This is a genomic window from Anabaena azotica FACHB-119, assembly GCF_014697625.1.
Lineage (GTDB): Bacteria > Cyanobacteriota > Cyanobacteriia > Cyanobacteriales > Nostocaceae > Trichormus > Trichormus azoticus_A.
Map to the genome: position 1 here is coordinate 57,856 of NZ_JACJSG010000020.1, position 17,553 is coordinate 75,408.

Annotated in this window: 12 protein-coding genes; 6 read left to right on the forward strand and 6 right to left on the reverse strand. The window is 42.5% G+C overall.

What is annotated here, in order from left to right; genetic code table 11:
* Positions 1 to 344: 344 nt before the first annotated feature.
* Together holB and tmk are read right to left on the reverse strand one after the other, a co-directional pair.
* Positions 345 to 1,391, reverse strand: a complete 1,047-nt coding sequence (holB, locus tag H6G83_RS15955; protein WP_190473989.1) for a DNA polymerase III subunit delta' — start codon at positions 1,389 to 1,391, stop codon at positions 345 to 347.
* Positions 1,392 to 1,568: 177 nt separating this feature from the next.
* Positions 1,569 to 2,234 (reverse strand): dTMP kinase, encoded by a 666-nt coding sequence (tmk, locus tag H6G83_RS15960; protein ID WP_190473991.1) that lies wholly within the window; start codon positions 2,232 to 2,234, stop codon positions 1,569 to 1,571.
* 193 nt (positions 2,235 to 2,427) lie between these two features.
* On the opposite strand from tmk, the gene H6G83_RS15965 reads away from it, so the two are divergent.
* The 5 genes from H6G83_RS15965 to H6G83_RS15985 all read left to right on the forward strand — a co-directional run bounded on the left by H6G83_RS15965 (position 2,428) and on the right by H6G83_RS15985 (position 8,089).
* Complete coding sequence (locus tag H6G83_RS15965; protein WP_190473994.1) at positions 2,428 to 3,477, forward strand: PstS family phosphate ABC transporter substrate-binding protein; 1,050 nt, start codon at positions 2,428 to 2,430, stop codon at positions 3,475 to 3,477.
* 190 nt (positions 3,478 to 3,667) lie between these two features.
* Positions 3,668 to 4,681: an ArsJ-associated glyceraldehyde-3-phosphate dehydrogenase gene (locus H6G83_RS15970; protein WP_190473995.1), complete on the forward strand. Its 1,014-nt coding sequence runs from the start codon at positions 3,668 to 3,670 to the stop codon at positions 4,679 to 4,681.
* A 182-nt stretch (positions 4,682 to 4,863) separates the two neighbouring features.
* On the forward strand, positions 4,864 to 6,123 hold the full coding sequence (gene arsJ / locus H6G83_RS15975) for an organoarsenical effux MFS transporter ArsJ (protein ID WP_190473998.1): 1,260 nt from the start codon (positions 4,864 to 4,866) through the stop codon (positions 6,121 to 6,123).
* A 5-nt stretch (positions 6,124 to 6,128) separates the two neighbouring features.
* Positions 6,129 to 7,256 carry an ACR3 family arsenite efflux transporter gene (gene arsB, locus H6G83_RS15980; protein ID WP_190474000.1) on the forward strand — a complete coding sequence of 376 codons (1,128 nt, stop codon included), beginning with the start codon at positions 6,129 to 6,131 and terminating at the stop codon, positions 7,254 to 7,256.
* A gap of 230 nt (positions 7,257 to 7,486) precedes the next feature.
* Positions 7,487 to 8,089 carry a nuclease domain-containing protein gene (locus H6G83_RS15985; protein ID WP_313936280.1) on the forward strand — a complete coding sequence of 201 codons (603 nt, stop codon included), beginning with the start codon at positions 7,487 to 7,489 and terminating at the stop codon, positions 8,087 to 8,089.
* A gap of 223 nt (positions 8,090 to 8,312) precedes the next feature.
* Here H6G83_RS15985 and H6G83_RS35365 read toward each other — a convergent pair whose 3' ends face one another.
* The 4 genes from H6G83_RS35365 to H6G83_RS16005 all read right to left on the reverse strand — a co-directional run bounded on the left by H6G83_RS35365 (position 8,313) and on the right by H6G83_RS16005 (position 13,642).
* Positions 8,313 to 8,498, reverse strand: a complete 186-nt coding sequence (locus H6G83_RS35365) for a type II toxin-antitoxin system HicA family toxin (RefSeq protein ID WP_190474004.1) — start codon at positions 8,496 to 8,498, stop codon at positions 8,313 to 8,315.
* Positions 8,498 to 8,719 carry a type II toxin-antitoxin system HicB family antitoxin gene (locus tag H6G83_RS15995; RefSeq protein ID WP_190474006.1) on the reverse strand — a complete coding sequence of 74 codons (222 nt, stop codon included), beginning with the start codon at positions 8,717 to 8,719 and terminating at the stop codon, positions 8,498 to 8,500. The genes H6G83_RS35365 and H6G83_RS15995 overlap by 1 nt, the downstream gene beginning before the upstream one ends.
* 163 nt (positions 8,720 to 8,882) lie before the next feature.
* On the reverse strand, positions 8,883 to 12,587 hold the full coding sequence (bchH, locus tag H6G83_RS16000) for a magnesium chelatase subunit H (protein WP_190474008.1): 3,705 nt from the start codon (positions 12,585 to 12,587) through the stop codon (positions 8,883 to 8,885).
* Positions 12,588 to 13,408: 821 nt separating this feature from the next.
* Complete coding sequence (locus H6G83_RS16005) at positions 13,409 to 13,642, reverse strand: hypothetical protein (protein WP_190474010.1); 234 nt, start codon at positions 13,640 to 13,642, stop codon at positions 13,409 to 13,411.
* 15 nt (positions 13,643 to 13,657) lie between these two features.
* On the opposite strand from H6G83_RS16005, the gene metH reads away from it, so the two are divergent.
* On the forward strand, positions 13,658 to 17,188 hold the full coding sequence (gene metH, locus H6G83_RS16010) for a methionine synthase (RefSeq protein ID WP_190474012.1): 3,531 nt from the start codon (positions 13,658 to 13,660) through the stop codon (positions 17,186 to 17,188).
* Positions 17,189 to 17,553 lie beyond the last annotated feature (365 nt).

Consider the following 17,553-nt stretch of genomic DNA (forward strand, 5'->3'; position numbering starts at 1 on the left):
CTACCGATTTAAAAATGATTTATAAAGTAAACCTTAAATTTTAGGATACGTTAGCGCAGACTACTGGCGTAGCAAGACTAAAATGTTGCATTATTTTTTTCTTGTGGGACGGGCATCTTGCCCGTCCAGTGCAGGCAAGATGCCTACACCACAAGAGTTATATTTATACAATATTTTAGCCTTGCCATTCCACTACTAGCGTGGCAAGGCTAAAATGCAGCGATAGATTGAGAAAAAATTAATCGGCGTTCATCGGCGGTTTTTTATTTAAACCTAATGCACTATTTTAGTCTAGACACGCTACTACTAGCGTGGCAAGGCTAAAATAGTGCATTAGCAATCTATCATCTGCGTTCATCTGCGTTCATCTGCGTTCGATTTTTCTCAAATCTATTGCTACATTTAAGGCTAGACACGCTACTACGTTCATACAGATTAAGCTGTTGATGTACAGATAATAAGGTACATTCCCAAACCAGACGGGGTTGAGCGTAGGCAAGGAGATATTTACGGGTTTTTTCTAACTGACTGATTAGGCTTGGTTGGTGCTGGTTTTTCCAGTAAGATTGCTGTAAGTAATCAACTAACCATAATTGGGCTTCTGTATCTAAATCTTTATCGATTTTCTTTGCTAATTCCAAGGCATGACGTTGAGATTTAAGGGCTGTGGTTAACTCTTGCAGTAGTTCTGGGGGGATGGCTTGTAATTGTTCGTAAGAGGCGATCGCATTCCCCGGACTACCAGATGCTAAACTCAATACTGCCGGATGCTGCAAAATTTCTTGATTCCCTGTCTGTGTTAACACCTGAGTCAAAGACGTTGTATCTAAGCGGTGAAACGGTATACGTTGACAACGTGAAACCAAAGTCGGCAATATCGACTCAGGGGAAGGCGCAATCAATATTATAGTTGCTTGTCCCGGTTCTTCTAAAGTTTTCAACAAAGCATTTGCGGCTGGTTCCGCCATTGTTTGCGCTTCCTCCAGCACTACCACATTTCTTGGTGCTGACAAAGGAGGGCGGCTGAGAAATTCAGTGATTTCGCGAATTTGTTCTAAGCGAATTACTGGTGGTGCTTTGCGCTTGACATTTTTCTCGGCGGCTTGGGCGGCTGTGAGTCTTTGTCCTTGATATTGGTAAGTAGGCTGTACCCAAAACAAATCAGGATGATTACTTTGACGCAAACGCTGTTGTAGAGATGGTATCAGCCGCATTTCTATAACGCTGGAAAATAACAACTCTACAAAGCACCGTGCCGCTAAACTCCGTCCTACACCATCCGCACCCGCAAATAGATAAGCTGGGGCGACTCGGTTTTGTTTAACAGCTTGAGTTAATAATTCTACTGCTTGCTGTTGTCCTATCAGTGGTGCAAAGGAGTCATTTGTCATTATTTAATTTTGACATACTCCCCACCCTAAAAGGGCAGAGATTCTGGGTTCAAACAACAGCTGCGGGCATACCCGTCTTATACTATCTCGCCCAACAGACAATGCCCTGCTTGTTTTCATTATTGTATCAAAAAGCCGTCCTTAAAGGACAGGGCTTTAAACCCAATTTTTCGGTAATTATCTTTGTTGACGGTTGGCAGTTAACTGTTGATTGTCAACGGTCAAAAAAGCGCTTAAAATGTCTTGAATTGTTTTATGTACCTTCTCCTGACTCAAACTACCATCAACTCTGATGATGCGTGAGGGAGAAGACGCAGCTAAATCTGCATAACCTTTTTGTACAAGGCGATGAAAAGTAATTGTTTCCTGTTCTATCCGGTCTAATCCTACATTTTCTCCTCGTTTACGGGCAAGCCCAATTTCCACATCTACATCTAGCCAGATGGTGATGTCACTAGTTAACCCACCAGTGGCGATCGCATTCAGTTGATCAATTAAACTCATATCTAAGCCCCGACCGTAACCTTGATAGGCAATGGTAGAGTCGATATAGCGATCGCACAAAACATACTTACCCTGTGCTAACTGCGGTTTAAGTTCCTGGGCTACGTGTTGCGCTCTATCAGCAGCGTATAATAATAGCTCTGTTACCTCAGAGATTGGTTTATCTGCTGATTTTTGTAGCAACAACCGCCGCAATTCTACACCTAACTCCGTTCCCCCTGGTTCACGGGTGAGGACTACAGACAGCCCCAAACTTTGCAACCACTCCGCACAAAGCCGCATTTGGCTAGTCTTGCCGCAACCCTCTACCCCTTCAAATACAATAAATTTGCCACCCATACTGTTGTAATTTACGCTGACGTTTTCATACGCTACCAGCTAAATGTACGGCAAATTTGAAAACTATAAACATTACTGATACATCAATTTTTTTTGATGAATTTTTGTGTATAGTCAGCTAGTCATAGTTGACATATCAATTTTTTTTGAAATGATATAGGTATAAACCAATATCGCCCTAGAGGTGAGGTCAATGAAAACAACAGCCGAGAAAATCGCTCTCGCGCTTGGTATTTTTGCTGTCGTCAGTGGTTGTACCGCAGCTTCTAATCAAACTCAGCAGTCATCTAACGTTACTGAGGTGGCAAATTCAACGGTAGATAGAACAGCAACAATTACAGTAGATGGTTCGAGTACAGTTTATCCAATTACCCAGGCGATCGCTAAAGAGTTTCAAGCTAATAATAACGTCAAAGTTCAAGTAAATATTTCTGGTACTAGTGGGGGATTTACCAAATTCTGTGCCGGACAAACTAACATTAGTAATGCGTCTCGTCCGATTACACAAGCAGAGATGACAGAATGTAATCGCAACGGTATTAGATATGTAGAATTGCCTGTTGCTTTTGATGCCTTAACTATTGCCGTACATCCACAAAATAATTGGGCAAAAGACATTACAATTGCCGAACTCAAAAAGATTTGGGAACCTGGCGCACAAGGAAAAATCACCCGTTGGAACCAAGTCCGGGCTTCTTGGCCAGATAGACCTCTAAATTTATACGGTGCGGGTAAAGAATCTGGTACATTTGACTACTTCACCGAAGCAGTCACAGGCAAAGCTAAAGCCAGTCGTAGCGACTATACAGCCAGTGAAGATGATGATGTTTTAGTTGCAGGTATTGCCAAAGACCCCAACGCTTTAGGTTATTTTGGTTATGCCTATTATGAAGAGAACCAAAATAAATTAAAAGCACTACCCGTTGATAGCGGTAAAGGTGCAATCTTACCATCACGGCAGACTGTAGAAAAATCCCAATATCAACCGCTTTCTCGACCTTTATTTATCTACGTCAATCCTTGGTCAGTACAAAATAAAAGCGCCATCTATCAGTTTGTAGATTTTTACATTAAGCAAGCTCCAAAAACGGCAAGTTCTGTTGGTTATGTACCTTTACCGAGTGAAGCTTACCAAATAAATTATGTTCACTTACATCAAGGTAAAGCGGGAACAGTGTTTGCAGGCAAAGCCCAACTAGATTTAACAATTAGCGAATTATTACGCAAACAAAAGCAATTTTAACTGTCCATAGTGCAATACGGTTCAGATAAGAGTAATTAACCGCCGATAAAGAGGATAAACGCCGATAAATTAACATGGTTCATCATCTTGTCATTCAATTTAGCCTTAACTGAACTGTATTGATCCATAGTCAATAGTTAACTGATGACTATTGACTATTGACTAATGACTAATAACAATAGGAAAACGCATGAAAGTTCGTGTTGGCATCAATGGGTTTGGTAGGATTGGAAGACTAGCATTGCGGGCTGCTTGGGGTTGGCCGGAACTAGAATTTGTCCATATTAATGAAATTAAAGGTGGAGCAGTAGCAGCCGCCCACTTGCTCAAATTTGATTCTGTTCACGGACGCTGGACACCGGAAGTAGAAGCAGAAGGTGAACGTATACTAATTGATGGCACACCTTTGAGCTTTAGTGAGTATGCAAAACCGGGTGATGTACCTTGGGAAGATATTGGTGTTGATATAGTTTTAGAGTGTTCCGGCAAATTTCGGACTCCTGCAACACTCGACCCCTATTATAAAAGGGGAGTGCAGAAGGTAATTGTTGCTGCACCTGTGAAGGAAGAAGCCTTAAATATTGTCATGGGAGTTAATGATGATCTCTATGAGCCGGAAAAGCATCACCTCTTAACGGCGGCTTCTTGTACAACTAACTGTTTAGCACCAGTAGTCAAAGTTATTCACGAAGGCTTAGGTATTAAACACGGAATCATTACCACCATCCATGACAATACTAATACTCAAACCCTCGTCGATGCTCCTCATAAAGATTTACGTCGTGCCAGAGCTACCAGTTTATCATTAATTCCCACAACTACAGGTTCGGCAACTGCGATCGCCTTAATTTATCCAGAACTCAACGGCAAGCTGAACGGTATCGCGGTGCGAGTACCGCTACTCAACGCTTCCCTGACAGACTGCGTTTTTGAAGTTGTCCGACCCACCACAGTAGAAGAAATTAACGCCCTACTGAAAACGGCTGCTGAACAAGCACCGCTTAAAGGCATCCTGGGTTATGAAGAACGTCCTTTAGTCTCAATTGATTACAAAGACGACCCTCGTTCCTCTATTATTGATGCCCTTTCCACAATGGTTGTCGATGAGACACAAGTAAAAATTCTGGCTTGGTATGACAACGAATGGGGTTATGCCAACCGTATGGTTGAACTCGCCCGTAAGGTGGCATTAAGTCTTAAATAGCACTTAGGAACTATAACACCGATTCAATAATTCTGGAAGAACCTCTCCCCCAACCCCTCTCCGACGCGGAGAGGGGAGTTTAGCTTCTCCTTCCCTAGTAGGGTTAGTTTGATGACTGAATTGATGCTCTAGGTATCCTACTCCCTAGTTCTTATTCCCCAGCCCCTCATTTCTCATTACCGATGACAACTACAGCTTCTAATGCCAATTTCAAAAATTATATTCTAGTAACTCTAGCCTATTGGGGTTTCACTCTCACTGATGGCGCTCTGAGAATGTTAGTGTTGCTGTATTTCAATAATATTGGTTACACTCCACTACAAATTGCTTCTTTATTTCTGTTCTATGAAGTATTTGGTATTGTCACTAACTTTTTAGGTGGTTGGATTGGCTCACAATTAGGATTGAAGGTAACTCTCTACACTGGTATTGGCTTACAGATTTTCTCTTTGGTGATGCTAGCATTTCTCAATCCTGGTTGGGTGCAATGGTTGGCTGTGACTTATGTGATGGTAGCTCAAGCATTTTCGGGAATTGCCAAAGACTTAACTAAGATGAGTTCTAAAAGTGCTATTCGCTTGGTGGTTCCCCAAGATGCACAGTCATCTTTGTTTAAGTGGGTAGCTATACTGACGGGTTCTAAAAATGCCTTGAAGGGAGTTGGCTTTTTTATTGGTAGCGCTTTGTTAGGTGCTTTTGGCTTTGTCAATGCGCTGCTAATTATGGCGACTGGTCTATTTTTGCTCATGTTTACAGGGTTGATGCTGCCTAAAGGTATGGGCAAAATTAAGAAGAAGGTGAAGTTTAGCCAACTGTTTTCTAAGAGTCCAGAAATTAACATTCTTTCCGCCGCCCGATTTTTTCTGTTTGGTTCGCGGGATGTGTGGTTTGTGGTGGCGTTACCTGTATTTTTACGTCAGGTTTTAGGTTGGTCATTCTATCAAGTGGGTGGATTTTTGGCGGTGTGGGTCATTGGCTATGGGATAATTCAGTCATCAGCACCAACACTGATTAGGCGATTTGGTTCTGGTCGTCCGCCACAATCGAAAACTATACAATTTTGGACATTTACTTTAACTGCTGTTCCAGCTGCGATCGCCTTAGCTTTGCAACTAGGTGTACCTGCTAATTTTGCCATAGTTGGGGGACTACTCCTGTTTGGTGTGGTGTTTGCTTTTAACTCTGCGGTTCACTCTTACTTAGTTTTAGCATTCACCGATGATGATAAAGTTGCGCTCAACGTCGGCTTTTACTATATGGCTAACTCTGGCGGTCGCTTGGCTGGTACGGTTTTGTCTGGTTTGGTTTATCAATGGTTGGGGTTGGTTGGTTGTTTGTGGACATCAATGTTTTTGGTACTAGGAGCAGCTGTAGTTTCTTTGAGATTACCAGATCCCAAACCAAGTAAAGCGATCGCTTGGAAAGCTGGAGATGGAGATTAAAAACGATGAACCTAAATCAAAAAACTGAAAATAATCTCAGCTTTTTTGAAAGATACCTCACCTTGTGGGTCTTTTTGTGCATATTTGTCGGCATTGCTTTAGGAAGATTATTTCCAGAGGTAGCGGTCAGACTAGATGCAGTTAGTGTGTATCAAGTCTCAATTCCCATTGCGGTATGTTTGTTTTTCATGATGTATCCCATCATGGTAAAAATAGACTTTAGCCAAGCCATGAATGCAATTCGTGCGCCAAAACCAGTAATTCTTACCTTAGTGGTGAACTGGTTAATTAAGCCATTCACAATGGTGGTGTTTGCCAAGTTCTTTTTAGGCTGGTTGTTTCGTCCGTTCATCGCCGGGACAGAATTAATTCGTGGTAGTGAAGTAGCGATCGCTAATTCCTACATAGCTGGAACCATCTTACTAGGAATTGCCCCCTGTACAGCAATGGTTTTAATGTGGGGTTATCTCTCCTACGGTAATCAAGGTCATACTTTAGTCATGGTCGCTGTTAATTCTCTGGCGATGCTATTTTTATATGCTCCCTTGGGAAGATGGTTACTAGCAGCAAATGATTTAACTGTACCCTGGCAAACTATAGTTCTCTCGGTGTTAATTTATGTTGGTTTGCCATTAATTGCAGGCATATATAGCCGTTACTGGATTTTCAAATATAAAGGTAGAGAATGGTTTGAAAGACGATTTCTCAAATATCTCAGTCCCATTGCGATTACTGCTTTACTATTAACTTTAATTTTGTTATTTGCTTTTAAAGGTGAGTTAATAGTTAGTAATCCCTTACATATTTTATTAATTGCCGTACCACTATTTATCCAAACAAACTTCATCTTTTTAATTAGTTATGTAGCAGCCTTAAAACTCAATTTGATTTACGAAGATGCTGCACCAGCCGCCTTAATTGGTGCGAGTAATCATTTTGAAGTTGCGATCGCTACAGCCGTAATGCTGTTTGGATTAAATTCTGGTGCAGCACTCGCTACAGTAGTAGGTGTTTTAATTGAAGTTCCAGTTATGCTAATGTTAGTCGAGGTCTGTAAAAAGACAGCATCTTGGTTTCCACGCCAGCCAGAAAAAGCATCGTTACCAGACCCACGCTGCATTACTTCACTTTAGTGGCTTGTCAAGAATAAACTGCATTAGCCAATAATCTAACATCTTATTTATCTGCGTTTATCTGCGTTCATCTGCGTTCAATTTTCCAAATATATTGCAATTCAGTTGTTGAATGTAAGTAAACCGTCGAAAATAAATCAAACTATATAAAGTTACCACAATTGAGTTCGTAGTAAGGACTTTAGTCCTGTTTTGAGGACTAAAGTCCTCACTACGAAACTTGATTTAACGTGAGTTCGACAAGCGTTGTTTTGACCTCTCCCCCAACCCCTCTCCTACGAGGAGAGGGGAGTAAGACGAACCTAATAGAACAAAATTTGGTAGGTAAAGACAAAACTGGTATTTTTGTTAGAGTCTTTCCCAACGGAAAACCAATTATTGTATTAAGTCATCCACAACAAGAAACTATAGTTAAGCTGATTCCTGAGCGAACATATAATATAAGTGGCGAAATCTATAGTTCTAGCCATGCAAAACGTCCTGATATCGCTTTAGAAATTCAGCTTGCAAATGGTTCACATTTAGTTTATATATTTGACCCCAAATATAAACTTGAAAGCGAAAATCAAGACAATATAAGCAGAAAAAGCAAGCCTATAAGGCAGGATATTGACAAAATGCACGCTTACAGTCATGCTATTCGAGATAGTAAGGGTCGGCAAGTTGTAAATTATGCTGCTATTCTTTACCCTGGTACTCATAAAACTTACCCCAATGCACAAATAGAGGCTTTACCTGCTTATCCAGGTAATGAAGCCGAACTTAGAACACATTTGCGTCGAATTTTAACTCAAGCTTTGATTGATGTTGCTAAATCAAGGGATGAAATTTGATTTACTTAGCACAAACAGAAAAGCAAGCTGTCAGCGCCTTGGGCTGACTCTATCACTTATAGACAATAATTGAGGAATTGATGACACTAATACCAATTCTCTATGAAGTTGCACCAAATAAATGATGTAGAGACGTTGCATGCAACGTCTCTACAGTGCAGAATAAAGTGCTTGATGTCCCTTTTTACTGAGCAAAATTTAGATTTCACAATGTAAGAAATTGCTAAGGATACGGAATCTCTAAATCTTTGCAAATTTTAACAGCCAGAACATTAACAATTTCTATATGTCTGGGAATTGCTGATGTTCTATTGTTGACTGGATTGTAATAGATTGTGTGCTTTCCACCTTCTCTGAGAAATAAACAACCATTCTGTTCTAAATGGCGAATTAAGTCACGTCTTTTCACTATATTTTCACTTTAATCTGTTCACGAATCACATTTTTATCGAGAATTTGCCTCTCTGCAAGTTCTCGATTAGAAATCAGGATAAGTTCAACAGCTTCTCGTAAACTCTCCCTTGCTTCTGCTAAAGTTTTCTCTTGAACATTCGCTCCCGGTAACTCTTGGACATAGCCTATATACCAGTCATCCACTTTTTCAAATACAGCAGTGAAAGAGTTTTCCATATTATTAATTAATAGTTTCCTAGTTAAAAAAAGTGTAAATCACAATTGGCACTAGATATCCCAATTAGATACACACCTCCATTATATAATGGAGGTAAGTATAGCTAATATTAATCATCTGCGTTTATCTGCGTTTATCTGCGTTCAATTTTCCAAATCTATTTTAAACAGTCACCCCTTCCAATTGTTCATCAGTCAACTCATACAACTGACGCAACTTAGCTAACTTATCTTCATCAGCTTGCCAAAAACCGCGCCCATGCGCCTCTAACATTCTGCCGATAATATTACGAAAAGCTTCGGGGTTGGCTTGGCGTAATTTCTCTGCCATTTGGGCATCTAAAGCATAGGTATCAGCAGCCTGATCATATACCCAATCATCGGTAAAATCAGCCGTACCACCCCAACCAATTAAAGCTGTCATGCGTTGAGATATTTCATAAGCACCACCGGAACCTTGACTCGCCATTGCTTGCGCCCATTTGGGATTAAGTAATTTTGTCCGGTATTCCATCCGCAGCAAATCTTCTAAATTGCGGGGTGTGGTGTCTTTAGAGAAACTTTCCACAAAGCTAGTAGTAACTTTTTTCCCGCGTTGCTTTTCGGCTGCTTTTTTCAAACCGCCTGTGTTGGCGTAATATTCCTGAATATCGGTCAAACCATATTCTACCGAATCTATTTCTTGGACGATGCGATCGCACTTCTTCAACAACTGCTGCAAAACTTCCGGTCTAGCCTGTCCCTTATCCTGTCTGCCATAGCTAAACACATTGCGACTTTGCCAAGTATTACCTAATTCTTCCCCAGATTCCCAATTCCCGTCAACAACTTGGTCATTCACCAAAGAACCAAAATCACCCGCAGGGTTAGAAAATAATCTTGCAGAAGCATTTTCTACACCTTGGGCTTTTAAAGCTAAAGCGTGTTTTCTAATAAAATTCTGGTCTTCTGGTTCATCCGCATCCGCCGCCCTTTGAAATAAATCATCTAATAATTCGATGATATTCACAAAACTATCCCGAAAAATTCCCGATAGATTTCCTAACACATCAATACGCGGATGTCCCACTTCAGCTAAAGGCTTCAACTCATAACGAACAATGCGCCCCGTTCCTTCCTTCACAGGTTCAGCACCCACTAATTCTAATAGAATACCTATAGATTCACCCTTAGTTTTAATCGCATCTAATCCCCACAATAAAACCGCCACCGTTTCAGGATATGTATGGTGTTCTTGTAAATGCTGGGCGATAATTTTCTTAGCAATTTCCTTACCCCGTTCATAAGCTGCGGGTGATGGCATTCTATAGGGGTCTAACGCATGAATGTTTCTCCCCGTAGGTAACACACCAGCACCATCTCGTAATAAATCTCCTCCAGGTGCTGGGGGAATATATTCACCATTCAAACCCCGTAATAAATTAGTTAATTCATCTGTGGTTTGCATTAATAAATCGGTGATTTGCTTTTCTGTTTCTGGCGATTTTGTTTGTCCTTCACCAAAATAAGCTTCGAGATAAGATGCTAATTCCTCCTCATTTGGTGGTTCACCTAACGTATGCAGTCCAGAAGAAAACAAGCGATTTTCTAACACTTGCAAATACTCATACAACTTCACCAAATAATCATCAAAAGCATGGGCGCTAAACATCCTAATATTTTCAGGCGTAAACGGAATACCCAAGCGTTTGGCATCATCAAATGGGCAATCTGTATCTAAACCTGTATCAACAATCTTCTTACAAATCCCTGCTTTTAAAACGTAATTCTTTTGCGGGTCTTCTCGATATTCCGCAATTAAATCACGCAGTGCAACCAGTTCCTTATACAAACCAGCCCGACCATAGGGCGGTACATTGTGAGAAATTAGCACCCCATAACCGCGACGCTTTGCCAAAATTGACTCAGAAGGATTATTTGCCGCATATATATATAGATTAGGCAAATCTCCTAACAAAATATCCGACCAAGAATAACCAGTATTACCCAAAGGTGAACCCGGCAACCATTCTACAGTCCCGTGCATCCCAAAATGGACTACAGCATCGGCTTGGAGTTGATTTTGCAACCATTTGTAGAAAGCGGCGTATTGGGGATGGGGCGTTAAATCTCGTTCAAACATCAAGCGCATGGGGTCGCCTTGTAACCCCAAGGGCGGCTGGACACCTATCCAGACGTTTCCTAACTGTACACCGCCAATGTGAAATTCATCGCCATAGGTTTTAATTCCGCTACCTGTGAGAGATTTCCACTGTTTTTCGATGCGGGATGTGCGGAGATATCCTAACCATTTTTCTAAGGTACGGGCGTTGACGGTATTAACCGCCGATGAACGCCGATGAACGCCGATATCTATGTGGGTTAATTGGTGTGCATCCGTGGTTTCTGTTTTTTCATCGGCTTCTTTTACTTGGCGAATTAGTTCTTCGCCATCTTCTGGGATATCGCCGACGTTGTAACCTTGGTCTTTGAGGGCGTGGAGTAATTTAATTAAACTGCGGGGGACGTTTAATAATGCGGCTGTACCCACTGCACCGTAACCAGGGGGGAAGCCGTATAAAATGATGGCAATTTTGCGTTCTGAGGCGGGTTTTTGGCGTAAAGCTATCCAATTTTTGACTCTACCTATTAAACGCTGTACCCGTTCAGGAACTAAATAGATATCTTCTCCTACTAAGCCACCAAGGGGGACGGTATCAATAGCGCCGTCTAATTCTGGTAAGGCGTATAACACGACGCTTTGCAAACCACCCACGCCTTGACGTGTCCAAGAGTAGATATCTTGAATTAATAATGGTGCAGCGACGGTGTAGGGGACGTTTTTGGCAGTGAGGATGCGTTTTGCTACTTCTACCTGACGACCTGCTTCCATTGAACCAGCCGGGCCGCCTACAAGGGGAAAGCCGATGGTGGAAACAATAGCATCAACTTTGACTGCTTCTGGGGAAAGTGACGGGGTTTCAATATTATCTATTTGCCGTTGTTGCTGTTCGTAGTCAGTTGTCATCCAGTCTCTTACAGCAACGTGTCCTTCCACACCGTTAATGAAAATCGGTAAGGGTATCAAACCCGCTTCCTCAAAACGGCGAATTAGTTGAGGAATGTATGGTTGTTTGGTGATGACGTGTTTACGGTAAAGGAGAATCCCGACGATGGGATGTGTAGAGACGTTGCATGCAACGTCTCTACCACCACGGGTTTGATACCATTGCAAATATTCACGGGGGGAGGTAAAAAACCCTTGGTAGTCTGGATGAAGTAGCCCCATGTTGGGGGTTTCTATTGGTGGGGGGATGTCGCCGACCTTTAAGTTGAGGTATTTTTCTGCTATTGTCCAAAATAGGGATGCGACGTTTTCGGAACCGCCTGCATTCCAGTAACCGTAGATAATTAACCAGTTGCGTAAGTCTTGGACTTTTTGGACTGGGACGAATTTTAAGAGTTTGGGGCCGATTTTTAAGAAGCTAATATAACCGGCGAGTTTGTCTTCTTCGCGTCCGTTGCTAAATTTGTCAAGAATGAATTTAACGGGTTTGGGCATTCCTTTGGGTTTGTCGCCAATGGCGAAAGCCCCCAGTTTGGTTAAACTCATCAGTTCTAAGGCTGACTCGAAGACTAGGCGGATGGGAATTTGTGAGACGCGATCGCGCAACCACAAAACTTGGTCATAATCAAACAATAGGCTACCAAAAAACACATCTGCGCCTTGTAATGCCGCTTCCACTTCCTGGCGGTTGCTGGTAATATTGCGATCGCTAAACACTCGAATATCCAAATCAGCACAGCGAGAACTAGCTAAAGAAGCCGCCTTTCTGTACAAGTCAGCGTTAAATGATTCAAATCCAGCAATCAAGACGATGCGTTTCATTACCGTAAGCCAAGAAATATTTCTTTACTTAAGATTTTACATAACCTATTGACAAATGGAAGGAGGCAAGAGATAAGAAGCAAAAGAAAAATATCCACCTCAAATACTCGCTCATCCACCTCAAATACTCATTCATCTATCTCAGATACTCGCTCATCCACCTCAGATACTCATTCATCTATCTCAGATACTCATTCATCTATCTCAGATACTCATTCATCCACCTCAGATACTCATTCATCCACCTCAGATACTCATTCATCCACCTCAGATACTCGCTCATCCACCTCAGATACTCATTCATCCACCTCAGATACTCATTCATCTATCTCAGATACTCATTCATCCACCTCAGATACTCATTCATCTATCTCAGATACTCAAAACACTTACTCCCCTGCTCTCTGTTTCCCTCCTGGGAGGGGCTAGGGGCTGACAGGTGTAGGTTTTTTACGTAGTGTTCCAAAAACCTTGGTTTGGGGTGTAAGGGTGTAGGGGTGTAGGCTTTCAAGGGCAGGTTTTTTACACTTCGACCCAAAAACACTGATTTTAGGGTGTAGGGGTATAAGGGTGTAGGGGTGTAGGGGTAGATGAAAGTCTGATAATTTACTGAATCTTATAGTCCTCACTGATTACTTTATGAAAAACCTGCCCTTAAGAGAGGGGTGTAGGGGAGCCAGTCGCGTGGGCGGGTTAAGAGACTTGAGCGAACTGGCGTGTGGATGAAACAATGATTTTCTCGTTAGTAGGGGCGGGTTTACCAAGATCATCATCAATCATCAAAGGTATTTATCAACCCGCCCCTACAACTCACTGCTATATTAAAAACCTACACTTGTGAGGGGGCTAGGGGTGGGTTGCTCCCCTACCCCAGTCGCCAGTCCCCAGTCCCCAGTCCCCAGTCCCCAGTCCCCAGCGATGCACTGAGCTTGTCGTTCGCGCAGCGTCCCGTAGGGAAGTGTCCCCAGTCCCCAATCCCCACTCCCCAATCCTCTCGTAATTTGGGAAAATAATAGATTAAGTTGAGTATCACATAACTCACTTGATTTGCTCATTTCCTCTAGGAAAATATGACTCATCCTTTCCTGAAACGCCTGCACAGTCCAGAACTTCCAGTAATTGTTTTTGACGGTGCAATGGGTACTAACTTACAAACCCAAAACCTCACGGCTGAGGATTTTGGCGGTGTGCAGTATGAAGGCTGTAACGAATACCTAGTCCATACCAAACCCGAAGCTGTCGCCAAGGTTCACCGCGACTTTCTCGCCGTGGGTGCAGATGTCATCGAAACTGATACTTTTGGTGGTACTTCCATTGTCTTGGCAGAATATGATTTAGCAGACCAAACATACTACCTCAACAAAACAGCCGCCGAATTAGCCAAGAAAGTGGCGGCGGAGTTTTCCACACCCGAAAAACCCCGGTTTGTTGCGGGTTCCATCGGCCCCACAACCAAACTACCCACCTTGGGACATATCGACTTTGACACCATGAAAACTGCTTTTGCAGAACAAGCAGAGGCGTTGTTAGATGGTGGAGTTGATTTATTTATTGTGGAAACTTGCCAAGATGTGCTGCAAATCAAAGCGGCGCTGAATGGAATTGAAGAAGTTTTCGCCAAGAGAGGGGAACGCATACCCCTGATGGTGTCGGTGACTATGGAAAGCATGGGGACAATGCTGGTAGGTTCAGAAATCAGTGCTGTCCTGACAATTTTGGCACCTTTCCCAATTGATATTCTCGGTCTTAACTGTGCCACAGGCCCAGACTTGATGAAACCGCATATCAAATATTTGGCGGAACATTCGCCGTTTGTGGTTTCCTGTATTCCTAACGCGGGTTTACCGGAAAACGTGGGTGGACAAGCGCATTACCGCCTCACACCGATGGAATTACGCATGGCGTTGATGCACTTTGTTGAAGATTTGGGTGTCCAAGTGATAGGGGGTTGCTGTGGGACACGTCCAGCACACATTCAACAATTGGCAGAAATTACCAAAGATTTAAAGCCGAAAGTCAGACAGCCAAGTTTAGAACCTGCGGCTGCATCAATATATAATACTCAACCTTACGACCAAGATAATTCTTTCTTGATTGTGGGTGAACGCCTGAACGCCAGTGGTTCTAAGAAATGCCGTGATTTGCTAAACTCGGAAGATTGGGACGGGTTGGTTTCAATGGCGCGATCGCAAGTTAAGGAAGGCGCACACATCCTCGATGTTAACGTCGATTATGTGGGACGGGACGGTGTGCGGGATATGCACGAATTAGTTTCCCGTATCGTTAATAATGTCACACTACCGTTAATGCTCGACTCCACCGAATGGGAAAAAATGGAGGCGGGTTTAAAAGTGGCTGGTGGTAAATGTTTGCTGAACTCCACCAACTACGAAGATGGCGAACCGCGTTTCTTGAAAGTGCTGGAATTGGCGAAGCAATACGGCGCTGGTGTCGTCATTGGCACAATTGACGAGGAAGGAATGGCGCGGACGGCAGAGAAGAAGTTTCAAATTGCCCAACGTGCTTACCGTCAAGCGGTAGAATATGGTATCCCTGCTCATGAAATATTCTTTGATACCCTAGCTCTACCAATTTCTACGGGAATTGAAGAAGACCGGGAAAATGGCAAGGCGACAGTTGAATCGATTAGCCGCATCCGCCGAGAATTACCAGGTTGTCATGTAATTTTGGGTGTATCTAATATATCTTTTGGCTTAAGTCCAGCCGCGCGGATTGTGTTAAACTCGGTGTTTCTCCATGAGGCAATGGCGGCTGGGATGGATGCAGCGATCGTCAGTGCTAGCAAGATTCTACCATTATCCAAAATCGAAGAACGCCATCAAGAAGTTTGCCGTCAGTTGATTTATGACCAGCGTCAATTTGAGGGTGATGTCTGCGTTTATGACCCCCTAACAGAACTTACCAAACTGTTTGAAGGAGTTACAACCAAACGCAACAAAGGCGTGGACGAAAGCCTACCCATCGAAGAACGCCTCAAGCGCCACATCATCGACGGCGAACGCATCGGTTTAGAAACGCAATTAGCCAAAGCCTTAGAACAATATCCTCCCCTGGAAATTATCAACACCTTCCTCCTAGATGGGATGAAAGTAGTCGGGGAATTGTTCGGTTCAGGACAAATGCAGCTACCCTTCGTTTTACAGTCAGCCGAAACCATGAAAGCGGCGGTAGCTTACCTAGAACCCTTCATGGAAAAATCTGAAGCCGGAAATAACGCCAAGGGGACGGTAATTATCGCCACCGTCAAAGGCGACGTTCACGACATTGGCAAAAACCTAGTAGATATCATCTTATCTAACAACGGCTATAAGGTGATTAACTTAGGCATTAAACAGCCAGTGGAAAACATCATTGATGCTTACCAAAAGCATCAAGCTGATTGTATTGCCATGAGTGGGTTACTAGTAAAATCCACCGCCTTCATGAAAGAGAATTTGGAGGTATTCAACGAAAAAGGTATCACCGTTCCGGTAATTTTAGGTGGTGCAGCTTTAACACCTAAATTTGTGCATCAAGATTGTCAAAAAACCTACAAAGGTAAAGTCATCTATGGAAAAGATGCTTTTGCCGATTTACATTTCATGGACAAATTAATGCCAGCAAAAGCCACTGGCAAATGGGATAATTTGCAAGGATTTTTAGATGAAGTAGCAACTGATGAATCAGTAATTACTAATCATAAACACCCAGTTTCTACCCAGTCCCCAATCCCCAGTCCCCAGTCCCCAGTCATAGACACCCGACGTTCCGAAGCCGTAGCCATAGATATACACCGTCCCACACCGCCATTTTGGGGAACGCAGTTGTTACAACCAACTGATATACCTTGGGAGGAATTATTCTGGTATTTAGATTTGCAAGCCTTAATTGCGGGACAATGGCAATTCCGCAAACCCAAGGAACAATCTAAGGAAGAGTATCAGGATTTCTTGCATGAGAAAGTATATCCAATTCTCGAAAGTTGGAAACAAAAAATCATTACAGAAAACCTGCTGCATCCCCAAGTAATTTACGGCTATTTTCCTTGTCAATCTGAGGGAAATACATTGTATATCTATGAAAGCAACAGCCTAGATGCAAAAGCAAGAACTCACTTTGAATTTCCCAGACAAAAATCCTCCAGAAGACTATGTATTGCAGATTTCTTTGCACCGAAGGAGTCAGGAATTATTGATGTCTTCCCAATGCAGGCGGTGACTGTAGGGGAAATTGCTACAGAGTACGCACAAAAACTATTTGCAGATAATCAATACACTGATTATCTGTATTTTCACGGTTTAGCAGTGCAAATAGCAGAAGCCATAGCTGAGTGGACACACGCCAGAATTCGCCGTGAATTAGGCTTTGCGACTGAAGAACCTGATAATATTCGGGATGTGTTAGCACAGAGATATCAAGGTTCTCGGTATAGTTTTGGCTATCCTGCTTGTCCGAATATTCAGGATCAGTTCAAGCAGTTGGAGTTGTTGGAGACTAACAGGATTAATTTATATATGGATGAAAGTGAACAACTTTATCCAGAACAGTCTACAACGGCGATTATTACCTATCATCCTGTAGCTAAATACTTCAGCGCGTAATTTAAATATCATTCTCCTCCTCTTGTGTGTGAGAGGAGGAGATTAATTGGTAAAAAAACGTGAGTTCGACAAGCATTGTTTTGACCTCACCCCCAACCCCTCTCCTACGAGGAGAGGGGAGTAATATCAAGTTCGGCTAATTACTTATAATATGGTTGTTTTGGTCGGTAATTGGTAATAGCGGCGTTGCTGAATCAAGATATGAATTTGTCTCACGCAAAGGCGCAAAGGCGCTAAGTTACAAAGAAAAAGGAAGGTCATTTTGCGATTTCATATTCCAATTCAGCAACGCCGTAATAGCTAATAGGTAATTGTTGTGAGCCATTACCGATTACCGATTACCTATTACCAGCCCCCAATATATG